We start from the raw sequence: 17,362 nt of genomic DNA on the forward strand, positions 1-17,362 counted from the left end.
TTACATCATCAAGGATACCAGTAATTGTAGTAGTTTTGTTTGTTAATAAAACAATTTTATTACTACCATATAAAGTTATTTTATCAATTATTTCAAGACTTTCTCCTCTTGTTAATTTACAAATAGATTTACCTTTTACTATAATTTGAACTTTTACACTTTGGACAATCCATTTTTTTATAAGAACACAAAAACTACATGACTTTAATAATACTCTTTTATTAAACTATTTATAGTCTATAAATTGGGTTAAAGGCAAAAAGATAATTCTATATATTTCTGTTTAAATCTTCTTTGTCGCTTAATATACACTGCAAAATTTCTAACTTACTTTCTAGGTATAAAATATTTATATTTCTAATAAAATGCTTTTCTAAATCACAATTGAGGCATTCATATATAATTGACTTAAAACTTTCAAAATAGAAATATTTTATTTTCCTTGTATCTTTATATCTATTTATATCTTTTTTAATTAAACATAAAAAAGCCTTTAGTCTAACTGATTGTACATTTTTTACCTTACTATAGCTCAATTTATCCAAACAAGATGTAATTGATTCGTATAAATCAATTACACTTTCTTCGTATCTATAAAATCCATTATTATAGTCCTCAGTTTTTTTTGCCAACTTTGACCATAATAAGCGTTTAATTTGTTTCTCATTATCTGTTAAATTATTCCAGTTTTCGTCTATATCAAATTGATTAATTGAATAATTTTTTTCTAGCAATTGAAATTCATCACTAAGGCTATGGTTAACTTTTCCATAAGCAATATACTCTCTTTTTATTTTATTCCAATGGCACATATTTATAGTTCTTTGATTTTGTATATGAAAAACTTTTGATTTTCAGTACTTGGAATTATATCTATAAGTTCATATTGTGTAAATGGTTTAAATAATATTTCAGATTCTGAGCCATTTATTAATTTCAAGTCAATACCTGTCTTAGATTCTATTTGCCAAATAACATCTCCTTTATGACCTCTTCTAAATATATCTGCAGTGTAATCATCTAGTGAACTAGATATAAAGCGTTCTCCAAAGTTAAATTTTTGCCCTTTTATTAATGTTTTTGCAAAATTAGACTCTGTTAAACCTGCTCCTCTAAAAGCATTAATACCAATTTGTTTTGGTAGCTTCGAACATGCAAAAATCATTAATTCTTTCATTGCAATATATTCCGAAGTCATAGGAATTTGACCAGATAAAGCATTGTTAAAATTCATGTAGTAATTATCTTGAATATATAATTTAAGAACAGCTTCTTCTGCAATTGTGACATTATAGTTAGCATATTTTCGAATATGTAAACCATTTTTTAAAAGTTCATACTATATACATAATCTATTTTTTGTTGAATGACCTTATTGCTCAAAAGTTCAATTTTAAATAGGTAAGTGTTCATAATAAATCATAGAATGTTTAGTTTTAATCAGCATACCACACGAAAGGATTCGTGCGGTAGCGGGGTCTTACTAGCTGTTTTTGCCAAAAATATGTAGTGATCCTATTGAATCTAACACATATAAATTTGTTTCATTTACTTGTAAATTATCTTGGGTATTTGGAATAAAATTAGCTTTCTCAAATTCTATTGTATATTGCCAAATAATTTCTTTTTTATCAATATCAAAAACTCCTATAGTATCGTCATTGCCTTCATTTTCTTTCCTAAAAGCAGTAAAATAAATTTGATTTTTAAATATCCTACTTTGGCGAATAAATAAATATTTATCAATTGGTTTATCTTTTATATTCCATTCATAGCTTGCTTGTTGATTTTTTAAATCTAAAATTATGAATACTTCACCTTGTAAAATATATACTAATCCTTTTTCTTCATCCAAAAAACAATTGTATGGATCGCTAAAAGCATAATCTATTATTTGAAAAGTTTTGTTTAACTGAACTTGGTTTTGTTCCCATAATACAGCACCGCTTTCTGTATCAATGGAGATAAATTTGCCACCTGTAAGTAGTACAATGAGTTGGTTATTCCAAATGCCTAAAAACTGTTTGACTTCCCCTAGTTCTTCTTCTTTTTCTAAAAAAGGAATATGTTTTCCTATTTTTGAAATGTCAGTTTGCCAAACCAAATCCCCATTTTCGATAGAATATCTGCAAATTTGTTTAAAATAAGTTCCTCCAAAAATAAACTTATTATTAAGAACAATATCAGGGTAAAATTGATCTTTTATAAACCAAGTATTATCGTTTAAATTTAGGATACCTAAAATATTTTCAAATATTGATTTTTCTTTTAAAAGAATCCAAAAATTTTGATTGAAGTCTTGCCAATTTTTTATTTTAAGATTTATGTCAAGTTCTAAATCAATAAAGGAATAATCTATCGTATTGTATATTATTAAATTATTATTGTCATCAAATATTAATAACTTATTTTTACTTAATTTAATGGAATTTAATGAAGAAAAAGGAAGTTCAAAAACTGAAATTCCATTTTCTTCAACTATTATTTTTTGATTAGCTATATAGGAGTGTTTATTATCATAGGTTGTAAAACATGATGAATCTTTACAACTGGTAATAACCTTCTTTTTATATGAATACATAATTATTCTAATTTTACTATTTTGTTAGCAATTAAAGAATTAAATAATTCTTTATCTTTAGCAACAGCTTCTAATTTTTGCCAAGAATCTATTTTACTAGTTGGTGTTATATTGATTGTGTTAAATTTTTTTGTGTTTTTATTAAATATATCTTGTGCATTTACTTCAAAAATACTTCGAAATCTATTTCTAATAATATTAATATCAGATAGTTTATTTATATCAAAATAATAGCGAAGTTCATCTAAAGAATTTATTTTTCCAATATAAGTACTAAATTGTTTGTATGAACTACCTCCGATTTTTAAAAAATTACTTATTGAGCCAGGCCCCCGCTACCGCACGAATCCTTTCGTGTGGTGGTTCTATTTAAATATAAAAATTCCTAAAAACAATTACCTCATCAACTAATCCTTTTTGCCCTGAATAATCTATTCCACTACTATATACATAATCTTCTGCTTTATAAACTAATCCTTCCTCTACAGGATTGTTGTGTACATAATCTATTTTTTGTTGGATGGCTTTATTGCTCCAAAGTTTAATTTTAAAATAGTAAGTGTTCATAATAAATCATAGAATGTTTAACTTTAATTAGCATATCACACGAAAGGATTCGTGCGGTAGGGGGGGTGTTCATTTTATATTATAATTCCATATTGGTTTTCCTCATCATCTAAGAAATCATATCTAATTCTTTTTGGCATGAGTTGTTCAGTTATATTTATTGCTTCTTGCACTATAAAAGGAACTCGAGTATTGATTGTCATTTTTAAAACCCAATTAACTGCTGTTTCTAAACTTATTTTGTGCCCAATAGATACATAAAGAGGGTTATTATTTTCTAAGGTTCTCAGTGCTTTACCTACTATTTTGTCATCAAATAATAGTTCTTGTGTATCTCCTCTTGAATTTCCTAAAGTTGCTTTGTCATAATAACCTACTAATCTTTTTTTAGGGCAGCCAATAGTAGGAATATTTAGCTCAATTCCTAAATGAGTAGCTAATCCCATATTTTTAGGATGTTCAATACCATGTCCATCACAAAAAATTAAATGGGGTTTTATATTTAGTTTTTCAAAAGCTTTCAATACTACAGGAACTTCGTTATAAGCAAATAAATCAGGGATATGCAGTGTAACATCTTCTGACTCATAAAATGCCTGATCAACAATTTCTTGTGTTTCAATATTCATTACTACAATTGCTGAGACCATTTTCTGATCTATGTCGTTGTATGCTACACAAATACCTCCAATGTATTTTATAGAATCCGGAATATCATCTTGTTCAACAATCTTTTCAGCGAGTTCATTTTGAAGAACATATTTTTCCATAAAATCGTCTGGAACTGTATATCCTAATGTTTCTTTCATGCTTTCCTGTACTAGATATCCATAGAGTGTTTTTCCTGCTCTTTCCTGGTTTAATTCTCGTGTAAGATTGAATGGATCTTCCCAATATCCATAAACAAATAAATCTAAACGTGTAAAAATATCTTTAGTATCTTCGTAATTTTTTATTACATCATAATTTTCTTTTATTTTTTTATCATAATCTAAATCTTCACGAGTAAAATTATATCCTTGATGATGTTCTCTTTTTCCTACTTTATTTATGACTTTGTAATCTACGATTGAATCAAATGTTTGTAAGTCATAAATAGTATGAATTCTATCTATTGAGTTTAGAGAATTGTCTTTATCTATGTCAAAATTATATCTGTTTTCGTCAAAAATGTAAATAAAAATTGAGAAGGAATTTTCGCTTACCCAAAGTTTTATCCCATGTAATCTACGATTTACAAAAGTTTCTCTTGTATATTTTTCAGCAGTAATGGTTTCTCGAATTCCTGTAAAAGATTTGTCATCTGAGATAGATAATCTGTCTATAAAAACTAATTTACTTTTATTAGGATAGTATTTTATTGATTTCTCGCTCATTATTTATTTAAAATAAAATTTACACCTTCAGTTAAGTAGAAACAATTTGGGCATGTACGCATATGATTATAATTTGAATCAACTTGATTTAATGTTTCGCTGGCTTTCAATTTTTGTTTTACAATTATTTTTATGTTTAAGCTTTTAACATCATCTACCGATTTAACATTCTTGCCTTTAATTATTTCATTTAAAATTAAAACTTCAGAATGAATACCAGGCCTATTTGCTGCTATTAATTTCTGTGCTTCAACAGATCCTCCGTAAAGTTTTTTATAAATACCACCTTTCCCTGAATCTAGATCAGTACGAATAAAATCTAAGTACTTCGCTTTGCTTTGAATTAAGGGTCTTCAGTTAGCATAAAGCTACTATAAGATACATCATCAAATTTAAAATCTTTATCTCCAATGTACTTTTCTCTATTGTACGTAAGATAAACTTTCCCACTATTAGAATAACCAGACTCCATAATTGCAGCATCAAAAGTTCCATTAGGTAAATCTTTATATACTTTTTTATTAACAGTATCTCTAACTTGTATTCCTTCTCTAATTTGATGATCAATAGCATCTACAAGACGTTTGTCAGAAGCTCTAAGAGTAGCTACATTATCAGCCCAATTAGTATGCTTGCCATCATGATATTTTCTTGTTTTATAATGATCTCCATTTTCTTTCCAATAAGTAACTAAATTAAGATCTTTATTCATTATTTGCATACCTACAGTAGAAATTTCAGAAAAATCATCAATAAATGTTTTTTGTATGGCAGTACTATAATCTAAAACTTTATTTAAAACGGCTAAAGATATTCCTTTTTTGCATAATTTTTCAACAGCGAGTTTATTATTTGTATTTTTCCCTAATACTGTTAGCCTTTTACATAATTCAGAGTCTAAAGTATTTACTTCAGGGCAATAATCACATTTTGGATTTTGTTCAGAGCTGCTATTTTTGGTTGATTGATAAAAATGAGGTGTTGCTCCAGTTAAATTAAAAACATTATAGATAACCTGATTGTTTATTTGCGTTACTATAATAAAACTATCATTATTAATATTTGCTAACGCCATTTTACCTTCTTGGGCAATAGCATCTGGAGCATTTTTGATGCTTATAAATGCGGCATTGTTTAAATCTTCAGCTAGCTGTGGGGTTTTATTAGCTATCATGTCAAAAATTGTATCAACTTCTTGTTTACTGAAATTTGCTATCGTTTTGTTTGCTTGTAAGTCTTTTGCTGTGTAGTTATAGCTTTTATTTTGTTGTAATTTAAGGTTGAACTATTTCTGTAGGGAAGGGTTTGTGGAATGTACATTATTTATGTAGTTTTACGAGCAATAGTTGAATTATTGAGCTAGAATTATCCCTAATAAAATAGAATTATGAAATTTAAAATGTATTTGCTTATTTCTTTATTTTTTGTTGCAATTGCATCATTTGCACAAAAAAAATCACTTACTATAGATGATTTTGATAATTGGAAACAAATAGAAAAAGCGCAGTTGTCTGAAAACGGTGCTTATTTGGTATATGAATATAATCCTGGAAATGGTGATGGTAAGCTTGTTGTAGTGAATATTAAAACGAAAGCATCAGATACAATTTCGAGAGGCTATGATGCCCAAATTAATGGGAAAAGTACGTTTGTATCATTTAAAATAAAGCCAGAAATAGCAGTTAGAAGAAAGGCAGAAACAAAGAAGCTAAAAAAAGAAAAACTGCCAGTTGATTCTTTGGGAATCTATGTATTTAAAACCAGAGAAATAAAAAAATATCCAAATCTAAAAAATTTCAGTCAGCCTCTAGAAGGAGGGGAGTGGCTGGCTTATAAAACAATCCTGAAAACAGTAAAGGCAAAAGATGTAACAGAAGCAGATAAAAAATCAAAAGCAAAAAGCGATACGCTTGTAGTGGTTTATAATCCTATAAATAAAGATAGTGTATCATTTTTGAATATAAAAAGCTTTAGCTGGTCTAAAAAAGCAGATAAATTATTGCTTCATTCAGAAAAAAAGAAAGATTCTTTAACTACATCAGCCTTATTGTATTTTGATGCAGGAGCAAAAAAAACCGATACGATTTTTAATTCAAAAGGAACAATAACAAAGATCGCGATAGAAGATAAAGGAGAAAATTTAGGGTTTCTATTTTCATCCGATACAACTAAAATTAAAAAATATCAGTTGTATAAAGGAACAAAATCACAATTGACAGAGTTAAAAGCAAATAGGGTTAAGAATCTTCCTGAGAATTGGAATTATTCAGATAAAGGAGATTTGTTTTTTTCAGCAAATGGAAAAAGATTGTTCTTTGGAAATGCTTTATTTGAAGGAGAAAAGCGTAAAGATACTTTGTTAAATAAAGAACGTGCAATAGTAGATATATGGGCATGGACAGACAAAGAATTACAACCAGAACAGATTGTAAAAAGTAAAAAAGAACAAAATCGAACGTATCAGGCTGTATATGATTTTAGTTCAGACAAAGCGGTACAGTTAGCAAATAAGGCTATTCCCGATGTTACAGTATTAAATAATGGAGATGGAAATTTTGTTTTAGGAGAAGATGATGAATCTTATAAAAGAGCTTCTTCATGGAATGCTTTATTTGTAAAAGATTTTTATAAAATTGATCTTAATACAGGAGAACAAAACGTAATAATTAAAGAACAAGATCAGATATGGTTTGGAGGTTCCCAAAAACATGCCGTTTACTACAATAGGAAGGACAGTATTTATTATGCTATTAATTTAAAAACGAATCAGCAGAAACCATTAACCAAAGGAATAAATGTGACTTGGTATGACGAGCGAAATGATCAGCCTAATGAGCCTTCTCCATACGGTATTGCTGGCTGGGATGAAGGAGATAAATCGGTTTACATTTATGACCGTTATGATATATGGAAATTTGACCCAGAATCAAAAACACAACCAAAAAGAATAACTAAAAATGGAAGAGAAACTAAAAAAGTATATCGATACCTTCAGATAGATAATGAGGAGAAATTTATAGATACTAAAAAACAGGTTTTGTTATCAGTTTTTGAAGAAAGTACTAAAAAAGCAGGATATGTATATTCAGATTTTAACAAAGAAAAAACACCTGTTGTCATAATAGATGGAGATTATTTTTTTACAACACCTAAGAAATCAAAAAATAGTAAAACGATTTTTTATACCAGACAAAATTATCAGCAATATCCTGATATTTGGGTTGCCACATCCGATTTTGAATCTCCTGAGCAAGTAACAAAAGCAAATCTACAACAACAAAATTATAAGTGGGGATCAGTAAGTTTGGTAGAGTGGAAAAATAATGATACAATTACTTTACAGGGATTATTGTACAAGCCAGAGAATTTCGATCCTAACAAAAAATACCCAACGGTAGTATATTTTTATGAACTTAATTCAGATACGTATCACCGTCATTATGCTCCTCAGCCTAGTAGATCTACAATTAACAGAACGTTGTACACTAGTAATGATTATTTTGTTTTTGTTCCAGATATCGTCTATAAAAAGGGGCTTCCAGGAGAGAGTGCCTACAACTGTATTGTGAGTGGTGTGGAGAATATGATAAAACAATATCCATCAATCGATGCAAAACATATAGCGCTTCAGGGACAAAGCTGGGGAGGATATCAAACAGCATATCTTATAACGCAAACAAATATGTTTGCAGCCGCTATGGCAGGAGCTCCAGTTAGTAATATGACCAGTGCTTACGGAGGTATCCGATGGGAGACAGGTATAAGTAGAATGTTTCAGTATGAACATACGCAAAGCAGAATAGGCGAAACTATTTGGGGTAATTTAGATGCCTACATAAAAAACTCTCCTTTGTTTTATGCCGATAAAGTACAAACACCTTTACTAATGATGCATAATGATAACGACGGAGCAGTGCCATGGTATCAGGGAATTGAATATTTTGTAGCCTTACGTCGTTTAGATAAGCCAGTATGGATGTTAAATTATAATGGAGAACCGCACAATCTTAAGGCCGATAGTTGGGGCAACAGAAAAGATTTGTCAACGAGAATGAAACAATTTTTTGATCACTATCTGAAAGGTGAAAAAACTCCAGAATGGATGATCAAAGGACGATTAAATCTTGAAAAAGAAAGTAATAAAGCATACTAAAAAAGAAGAAAAATATAATTTATTAGAGTTGTTTTTCTTATTATTTATATTGGTGACATTCACATAATTTGTATAATAATAGGAATGAATTATTCGGAAATTTAAATAGATATTGTAGAACTTCAAAGTTAGTACTGAAAAAAATAATTAGTTGTAATTTTAGGTACTTAATAAACCATAAAAACTGTCCAAAATTTTTGGGCAGTTTTTTTTGAAATAAATAGTATCAGTTTCCTGAAAATAGATAAAAATAGCATTCTATAACTGTAAAATGCTATTACCATAAGAGTTAATTCCTTTTAACTGGATAATGTTAGAAAATTAACATTTCGTTTCTTGTTTAATCCGTAAAGTTGAGTTCTTTAGTTGTAATTATAGGCAATATGCTGTCTATCTGTTTTTTGTAGCTTATTTACCTTTTTATTCATTATTTATAGTAAGATTTTTTTTAAAATTATTATTATTTAATTGTTAGTATAAGAAATTTTCATTTGTTTTGTTGTGTATTAATTATAAAATATTTAACATGAAAGTAAAATTTACATGGGTTTTAACATTGCTAACGGTATTGACCATGCAGTTTTCTTTTGCACAAGAGAAGACTATTTCTGGAGTTGTTTCAGATGCAATAACAGGGCCGATTCCCGGCGTAAACGTAAATGTTAAGGGAACACATATTGGCGTCCAAACAGATTTTGATGGTAAATATTCTGTTAAGGCAAAACAAGGGGATGTGCTTGTGTTTTCTTATATGGGAATGCAAGACATGGTGACTACAGTTGCTTCTTCTTCAGTAGTTAATATAGTCATGAAGGAAGATGGAAATGCGTTGGATGAAGTTGTGGTAATGGGATATGTTACTAAAGCTAAAAGCAATATGACTGGTAGTTCTAAACAGCTTTCTGGAAATGTTTTAAGTGGTATTCCAACAGTTTCAGTTGATCAGGCTTTACAAGGAAAAGTAGTTGGTTTGCAGGTGTCAAGTTCTTCTGGGACCCCAGGTTCTGTTCAGGATATTCGTATCAGAGGAGCAGGCTCAATTTCAGCAAATAACCAACCTCTGTATGTTATAGATGGTGTACCTGTAATAAGTGGAGATCTTTCGGGAGGTAATGATAATAAAGCAGTTCAGACAACAAAGAGTTCGACCTCGTCAATGTCAGTTTTATCGACTTTAAATAGTCATGATATAGAGAGTGTAACAGTTTTGAAAGATGCATCAGCAACAGCAGCTTATGGAGCGAGGGGATCTAATGGCGTAATTGTAATTACAACAAAAAGAGGAAAAGTAGGGAAACCGTCTTATAACTTTAGTAATTCTATTGGTTTTCAGAATAATGCAGTAATAGGAAGAAGACCACTTACTGGAGATCAAAGAAAAGAATTGTATTTAGATGCGGTTTATAATACTTATGGAGCTTCAAAAGGCTTCGATAGAACAACAGCTGAAAATTGGCTTTTGAAAACTCCTGAAGGATTAGAAGTTGATGCTAGCAAAGCAAGTTTAAAAGATTGGGACGGAATAAGTCATAACTGGGGAGAATTACTAAAGAATAAAGATGCATTAGTTCAAAATACAGATTTTTCTGTTTCAGCAGGTGATGAGAAGACAACCTTTAATGCTTCTCTTGGATATAATAAGACAGAAGCTACTGTTAGAGGAGCTGATTTTAAACGATTTACTGCTACGCTAGGGGTTACAAGAAAATTAAGTGAAACGCTTAAGTTTAGTACAGCAAACTTTTTTTCTGAAGCTAAGCAGAATGGTATTTTAGAAGGAACAGGAACTTTTAGTAATCCTAACTTGACAAAATATTTTATGAATCCTTGGGTCAATCCTTACAATAGTGATGGTAGTTATAATATTGGTACTGGGGCTAATGTTTCAGATATTGGATATTGGACTTCTCTGCATAATACTTTTTATACTTTAGCCAATAATGTTAAAACTAATGATTTATTAGGGATTAGATCCAATAATACTTTAGACTGGAGAATATCAAATAATTTTAAGTATAAATCAGTATTTGCAGTAGATTATAATATGAATACTTATCATAATTATAATAATAGAATTCATGGGGATGGTATGAATTACAATGGTACTATAGAGCAGAGTATTAGAAGGAACACAAATCTGGTATCACAAAATTCGATTAATTATACTTTGAAATTAGATAAGCATAGTTTTGATGCAACCGCTCTATTTGAGCACCAAAAAAATAAAAATGATTTTATTGGAGGTTATGGTCAGAATATTGGTTCGGATGACTTGATTTATTTAGATGTTGTTTCTAAAAATAAATCTACTGAGGGAAATTTTTCAGATTGGCTAAATGTTTCTTATTTAGGGTTGTTTAATTATAGCTATGATAATAAATATGTACTTGATGCTACATATAGAAAAGAAGGGTCATCTAAATTTGCCCCAAAGCATCGTTTTGGTGATTTCTGGTCTGTAGGTGCTGCATGGAATATTAGTAATGAAGTATTTATGCAAGGTTCTGTTTTTAATAATTTAAAACTTAGAACTTCTTATGGGACTTCAGGAAATAGTGGTATAAACGAAAATTCATATCAAAGATTAATTGCATTTGATGCTAGTTATGATGCAGAGCCAGTAGCTTATCCATCTACTATAGGTAATGAGCTGTTGACTTGGGAAAAAAACAAAACAGTTGATGTAGGTTTAGAATTCGGATTGTTTAAAAATAGAGTTTCGGGAAGTATATCATATTATAATAGAGATACGTATGATTTATTGCAGAATGTACCAGTTTCATTAACGCAAGGAGTTCCTACAGGAACTAGTGTAGTGCAATTAATGAATGCAGGTGCAGTTTTGAATCAAGGAATTGAATTAGAATTGATTGTGGATATTTTGAAAGGAAAAGGTTTTAATTGGTCTGTTTCAGGTAATTATTCGCATAATGATAATGAAGTTAAAAAATTAGCAAAAGATCCAGCAGGAAAAGATATAGATATTACTACAGGAACTAAAGTTACTAAAGTAGGAGAATCAATTGGGACTTGGAATATGCGTAAATGGGCTGGTGTAGATTCTGCAAATGGATTACCATTGTGGTATATTAATGGTGTAGATGGAGAAACGACATCAGTTTACAATAATGCAAAAGTGGCAATGCAAGGGAAGTCAGCTCCAGTTTATTCTGGTGGATTTGGGACTCATTTTGATTATAAAGGAGTTTATTTAGATGTTTCTTTCTATTTCGCAGGAGGACATAAAGTGTATGAAGATTGGGCTAGTTATACTCAAAGTACGGGAGATAATACTTTTGTGTCATTTAATGGTACAGAAAATTTGATGGACAGGTGGAAAAAACCTGGAGATGTAGCCTCAACTCCTAAGATGGAGCTTGGAGCAGGGCGAAATGCTGCAAGTACATCAACAAGGTTTTTGTATGATGGTGATTATATAAGAATGAAAGACTTGGTTTTAGGATATAGGTTTGGTCCAGAAACGGTTAAATTTATGGGTCTTGCCGGATTAGATTTATCAGTGAGAGGAACTAATTTATTGACTTTTGTAAAAGACAGTAAGATGAAATATGACCCAGAGGTAAGCGCAGATGGTTTAACGAGTCTAGTAAGTCCTCCAGTAAAATCGGTAGTATTTGCAGTAAACATAAAATTATAAGAAAATGAGAAAATTAATATACACATATTTAGTTCTTTTAGGACTCATTTTGAGTTCATGTACAGATGGAGATTTAGATCCTAAACTAAGTATAAATAAACCTAACACTGAGATAAAAACAGTTGGAGATTTAAAAGTTGTACTTGGGGGTGCTTATGATATAATGACCACATTTGCTTATTATGGACGAAATGTAATGGTTTTTGGAGATGTTCGTTCTGATAATGCTTATGCAAATGGTAATTCGGGACGGTTTAGAACTTCAGCAGCAATGAATATGACAAATGCTGATTCTGATGCAAATGATGCTTTTTTACGGATGTATGCTGTAATTGCAAATTGTAACATTATTATAGATTCAAATATAGTTGTTGACCCAAACATTATAGGAAATGAAGCTGAAATTAATCATGTAAAAGGACAAGCTTTGGCTTTGCGTGCCTTGGTTCATTATGATTTAGTGCGTATTTATGGACAACAACATGTTGCTGGCGGTGATTTAAATTCTTTGGGAGTAGCTTATGTTAAGCATTTTTTAGATTTAGATGAAATGAAGCCTAAAAGGAGTACTGTAGGAGAAGTGAAATCGTTTATTTATGCGGATTTGGATCAAGCTTTAACAATGATGGATAAATCCCTTGATAAAGGAAATAAAAAAGCCGTTAGAACAACTATGGTTTATGCGATTAAAGCTAGAGTTGCATTATATTTCGGAGATTGGGATATGGCTAAAGCTGCTTCACAGGAAGTTATTAATAATAGTGGGGCAAGAATACTTACTGCTGTAGAATATGCAGAATCGTTTAAAGCAAATCTTCAGCCTAATTCTATTTTTGAGTTAGTGTTTACTTCAGAAGATAACCGTGGTAATGATAGTTTGTTTAACATCTATAATAATACAGCTTATGGAGATATTGTAGTTTTAGAAGATTTAAAGAATCAATTTTCTTCTGCAGATGTTAGAGGGAATATGATTACTATGCAAGAAAGATTGCGTTTGAGAAATACTGGTAAGTTTGTAAAAGCCGATATAAATGTTGTTCTGTTTCGATTTGAGGAAATGTTGTTAATAAATGCAGAATCTTCTTTTAGACTTAATGCAGCAGATCCTCTAGCATTGACAAATTTAAATTTAGTAGCCACAAATCGTAATGCTACACCTTACGTATCGGTGTCAATAGATAATATTCTTTTAGAGCGTAGAAAAGAATTATGTTTTGAAGGATTTAGATTTGATGATATCGCAAGAACTAAGATGAATATGCCAGTTGTAGATCCTGTTAAGCAAACTTATGATGATTTAGGTTTGGAAGGAATTACTTATGGTAGTTCTAGATATGCTTTTCCTATTCCGTTAAAAGAAATGAATGCTAATTCTAATACAGTTCAAAATAATGGTTATTGATTCTAGCGCTAATAGTTAAGCTAGAAATTAAATTTTAAGATTATTGCAAAACTTTAGCTTTAATAAATCATAAAAACTGTCCAAAATTTTTGGGCAGTTTTTATGAAATAAATAGTATGAGTTTCCTGAAAATAGATAAAAACAGCATTTTATAACTGTAAAATGCTATTACCATAAGAGCTAATTTCTTTTAACTGGATAATGTTAAAAAATTAACATTTTGTTTCTTGTTAAATACATAAAGCAGAGTTCTTGTAGTTTTTTAGCCATAATCATAAGTAATGTGCTATCTATCTGTGTTTTGTAGTTCATTTACCTTTTTGTTTATTTTTTAAAGTAGGAATTTTTTCTTAATTGTTATTATTTAATTGTTAATGTAAGAAATTTTCATTTGTTTTGTTGGGTATTAATTATAAAAAATTTAACATGAAAGTGAAATTTACATGGGTCTTAACATTATTAGCGGCATTGACCATGCAGTTTTCTTTTGCACAAGAAAGAGCTGTTTCGGGTGTTGTAACTGATAATTTAGGTTTGCCTTTACCAGGTGTAAGTATATTGGTTAAGGGGACAAAAATGGGAACACAAACTGATTTTGATGGAAAATATTCCATCAAAGCGCAATCAAGTCAAACTCTTATATTTAGTTACATTGGGATGAAGACCCAAGAGATTGTAGCTAATAGTACGATTGTTAATGCTAAACTAAAAGATGACTCAGTAGAACTAGAAGGTGTAGTTGTTACAGCATTAGGAGTTAAGAAAAGTGCTCGTGCAGTTGGATATGCTGTACAAGAAGTAAAAGCAGCTGACCTAACAAAAGCAAGTAACAACAGTCTATCTGGTGCTTTACAAGGTAAATTAGCAGGTGTACAAATCACGCCTTCTAGTGGTGCTCCTGGAGCTTCATCACAGATTATAATTCGTGGCGCTCGTTCTTTCACAGGAAATAACACTCCTTTGTACGTTATTGATGGGATGCCTGTATCGTCAACATCAGATTTTAGTACAGGAAATAGTGTAACTGGGTCTGATATAGCGAATAGAGCTGTAGACATTGATCCAAATGAAATTGAATCAATATCTATTTTAAAAGGTCAGGCTGCATCAGCGTTGTACGGACTAAGAGCATCTAATGGTGTAATCTTAATTACTACTAAAAGTGGAAGAAATTTAGCTAAAAGTGGTAAGCCTGTTATTACTTTCAATACTTCTACAAGTTTTGAAACAATTTCAAAAAAGCCAGATACTCAAAATGAATATGCACAGGGTTCTGGTGGACTTTTTAATCCAACTTCTTCACAAAGTTGGGGGCCAAAAATTTCTGAACTACCAAATGATCCTACATACGGGGGAAATGTTGCCAATGTAAATAATGGAGGAATATTAAGACCTGGTAAATATTTTGTGCCACAGAGAGAGAAAGCTGGACTAGATCCATGGGTAATACCTAAAGCACATTCTAATATTAATGATTTTTTTAAGATTGGGTATACTATTAATAATTCTTTAAATATTGCTCAAGCGACAGAAAATACTAATTATTCATTCGGAATAGGGTCATCAAATCAAGAAGGCATGTTACCTGGAACAGGAATGAATAGGCATACTGTTAAAGCAGTTGTAGATACAAGGCTAAATAATGAATGGAAAACAGGTTTCTCAGTAAATTACGTACAAACTAAAATAGACAAAAGTACAGCTGCAAATGATGCAGCTATAGCTGGTGTTTTTGCAGCTCCAAGAAGTTATGATTTAAAAGGAAATGGTTTCTCTAATCCGACAAATCCTTATGATCAAATTTATTTTAGACCAAGTGTTTTTAATAATCCTTATTGGGCAGCTGAGAATAATGAATTTAGCGAAAAAACAAATCGTGTTTATGGAAATGGTTATATTCAATATTCCCCTATTTTAAGTGTAGAGGGAAATCAAAAATTAACGGTTAAATATCAAGCAGGTGTTGATTCGTATACATCTAATTACAGAGATATTTTTGAATTTGGAAATAAACTTGATTTATCAGGAAACAGTAGTAGTGTGAATCTTTATGGCACAACAAATGATGTAATTAATTCTTTACTAACTGTAAATTATAACTTAAATATTACTGATGATTTAAATTTAAATGTCTTAGTTGGAAATGAGTATAATCACACAAATATGAAGGCTTATGATGACCTTGGAACTGCACTAAACTTTGGTGGCTGGTCTACAATTGCTAATGCTAGAATTGTTACTGCAGAAGAAACTCGTAGACAAACACGTACAGTAGGTTTTTTTGGAAACACTGAGTTTTCTTATAAAAATATGATTTTTCTAGGTGCAACGATTCGTAAAGATATTGCTTCTGCTATGCCAAGAGGAAATAGAGATTTCATCTACCCATCAGTATCCTTAGGTTTTATTTTAACAGAAATAGAAGGATTAAAAGGTAGTTCTGTACTTTCCTATGCTAAACTTAGAGGATCGATAGCTGAAGTTGGACAAGCAGGAACATATTATAAAGATTTCTACTCTGTGCCTTCTTATGCGGGTGGTTTTTGGGTTGGAAGTCCAATACAATATCCTTTAGCGGGTGTTAGTTCATTTGGTCCTAATTCAATATTATACGATCCGAATTTAAAGCCACAAAACACAAAATCATATGAAGTTGGGGCTGACTTTAAGTTCTTTAACAACAGAATTGGAATTGAGTATAGTTACTCTAAACAAAATGTGACAGATCAAATTTTTAATGTTCCATTAGGAGGATCAACAGGAGCTAGTTTTCTAGTAACAAATGGAGGGAAAATGGAAACTGATGTACACGAATTTGTATTCACTACAAATCCTATCCGTACAGCAGATTTCAATTGGATATTTAATATAAATTTCTCTCAAATTGATTCTTATGTAAAGGAATTAGCTCCAGGTGTCGATAACATCAGTTTAGGAGGATTTGTGTCGCCACAGATTAGAGCTAGTGTTGGTGATCGTTTCCCTGTTATTTATGGGACAAGTTTTGTAAGAGATGATAACAACAACATAGTGGTAGATTCAGATGGTCTTCCTTTAATTGGAGATTCAAAAGCGATAGGAGAGGTTGCTCCTAAGTTTAATTTAGGAGGTTCTACTCAATTCACCTATAAGCGAGTTTCGTTGGCTGCTACAGTTGATTGGAAAAATGGAGGAAAGATATACAGCGGATCAAATAGTTTGATGAGCTTTTATGGTGTAGATGCAAGAACAGGAGACAGAGCATCTGAGTACATTTACCCAGGTGTTAAGCAAGATGGAACTCCAAATGATGTTGCTTTAGGAGGAGCTACAAATCCAAACGGGCATCAAGATTTACAATCAGCATTGAGTGATATTACAGAATCTGCTGTTTTTGATGCTAGTTTTGTAAAACTTAGAGAAGTCTCTTTGGTGTATCAATTCCCTAAATTGATGAATAACACATTAGATCTTAGAGCATCTGTTTTTGCAAGAAATATTTTATTATGGTCTAAAATACCTAATCTTGACCCTGAAGCATCACAAGGAAACAATAATATGTCAGGTGGATTTGAGCAATGGTCAATGCCACAAGCTAAAAGTATTGGTTTTGGTCTAAACTTTACATTTTAATTAAAAAAAT

The 17,362-nt window shown here is 30.7% G+C and carries 10 protein-coding genes; 4 read left to right on the plus strand and 6 right to left on the minus strand.

Going from position 1 to position 17,362, the window contains the following annotated elements; translation table 11 throughout:
• Positions 1-269: 269 nt before the first annotated feature.
• The 6 genes from IUY40_RS00160 to IUY40_RS00185 all read right to left on the minus strand — a co-directional run bounded on the left by IUY40_RS00160 (position 270) and on the right by IUY40_RS00185 (position 5,698).
• The gene (locus IUY40_RS00160; protein ID WP_195734880.1) at positions 270-812 is read right to left on the minus strand and encodes a hypothetical protein; all 543 of its coding nucleotides are present in this window, start codon (positions 810-812) and stop codon (positions 270-272) included.
• Positions 813-814: 2 nt separating this feature from the next.
• The gene (locus IUY40_RS00165; protein WP_195734881.1) at positions 815-1,234 is read right to left on the minus strand and encodes a hypothetical protein; all 420 of its coding nucleotides are present in this window, start codon (positions 1,232-1,234) and stop codon (positions 815-817) included.
• Positions 1,235-1,483: 249 nt separating this feature from the next.
• Positions 1,484-2,581, minus strand: a complete 1,098-nt coding sequence (locus IUY40_RS00170; RefSeq protein ID WP_195734882.1) for a PQQ-binding-like beta-propeller repeat protein — start codon at positions 2,579-2,581, stop codon at positions 1,484-1,486.
• Positions 2,582-2,950: 369 nt separating this feature from the next.
• Positions 2,951-3,148, minus strand: a complete 198-nt coding sequence (locus tag IUY40_RS00175; RefSeq protein ID WP_195734883.1) for a hypothetical protein — start codon at positions 3,146-3,148, stop codon at positions 2,951-2,953.
• Positions 3,149-3,222: 74 nt separating this feature from the next.
• Positions 3,223-4,524 (minus strand): endonuclease V, encoded by a 1,302-nt coding sequence (locus tag IUY40_RS00180; protein ID WP_195734884.1) that lies wholly within the window; start codon positions 4,522-4,524, stop codon positions 3,223-3,225.
• A gap of 343 nt (positions 4,525-4,867) precedes the next feature.
• On the minus strand, positions 4,868-5,698 hold the full coding sequence (locus IUY40_RS00185; RefSeq protein ID WP_195734885.1) for a hypothetical protein: 831 nt from the start codon (positions 5,696-5,698) through the stop codon (positions 4,868-4,870).
• 213 nt (positions 5,699-5,911) lie between these two features.
• Here IUY40_RS00185 and IUY40_RS00190 point away from each other — a divergent pair, with 213 nt between their 5' ends.
• The 4 genes from IUY40_RS00190 (at position 5,912) to IUY40_RS00205 (ending at position 17,352) form a co-directional block, all read left to right on the plus strand.
• Positions 5,912-8,677 carry a prolyl oligopeptidase family serine peptidase gene (locus IUY40_RS00190; protein WP_195734886.1) on the plus strand — a complete coding sequence of 922 codons (2,766 nt, stop codon included), beginning with the start codon at positions 5,912-5,914 and terminating at the stop codon, positions 8,675-8,677.
• A 526-nt stretch (positions 8,678-9,203) separates the two neighbouring features.
• Entirely contained in the window at positions 9,204-12,335 is a 3,132-nt protein-coding gene (locus tag IUY40_RS00195) for a SusC/RagA family TonB-linked outer membrane protein (RefSeq protein ID WP_195734887.1), read from the plus strand.
• A 4-nt stretch (positions 12,336-12,339) separates the two neighbouring features.
• Positions 12,340-13,740: a RagB/SusD family nutrient uptake outer membrane protein gene (locus IUY40_RS00200; RefSeq protein WP_195734888.1), complete on the plus strand. Its 1,401-nt coding sequence runs from the start codon at positions 12,340-12,342 to the stop codon at positions 13,738-13,740.
• Between the two features lie 426 nt (positions 13,741-14,166).
• Positions 14,167-17,352 (plus strand): SusC/RagA family TonB-linked outer membrane protein, encoded by a 3,186-nt coding sequence (locus tag IUY40_RS00205; protein WP_195734889.1) that lies wholly within the window; start codon positions 14,167-14,169, stop codon positions 17,350-17,352.
• Positions 17,353-17,362 lie beyond the last annotated feature (10 nt).

The organism is Flavobacterium sp. ALJ2 (assembly GCF_015594725.1).
GTDB lineage: Bacteria > Bacteroidota > Bacteroidia > Flavobacteriales > Flavobacteriaceae > Flavobacterium.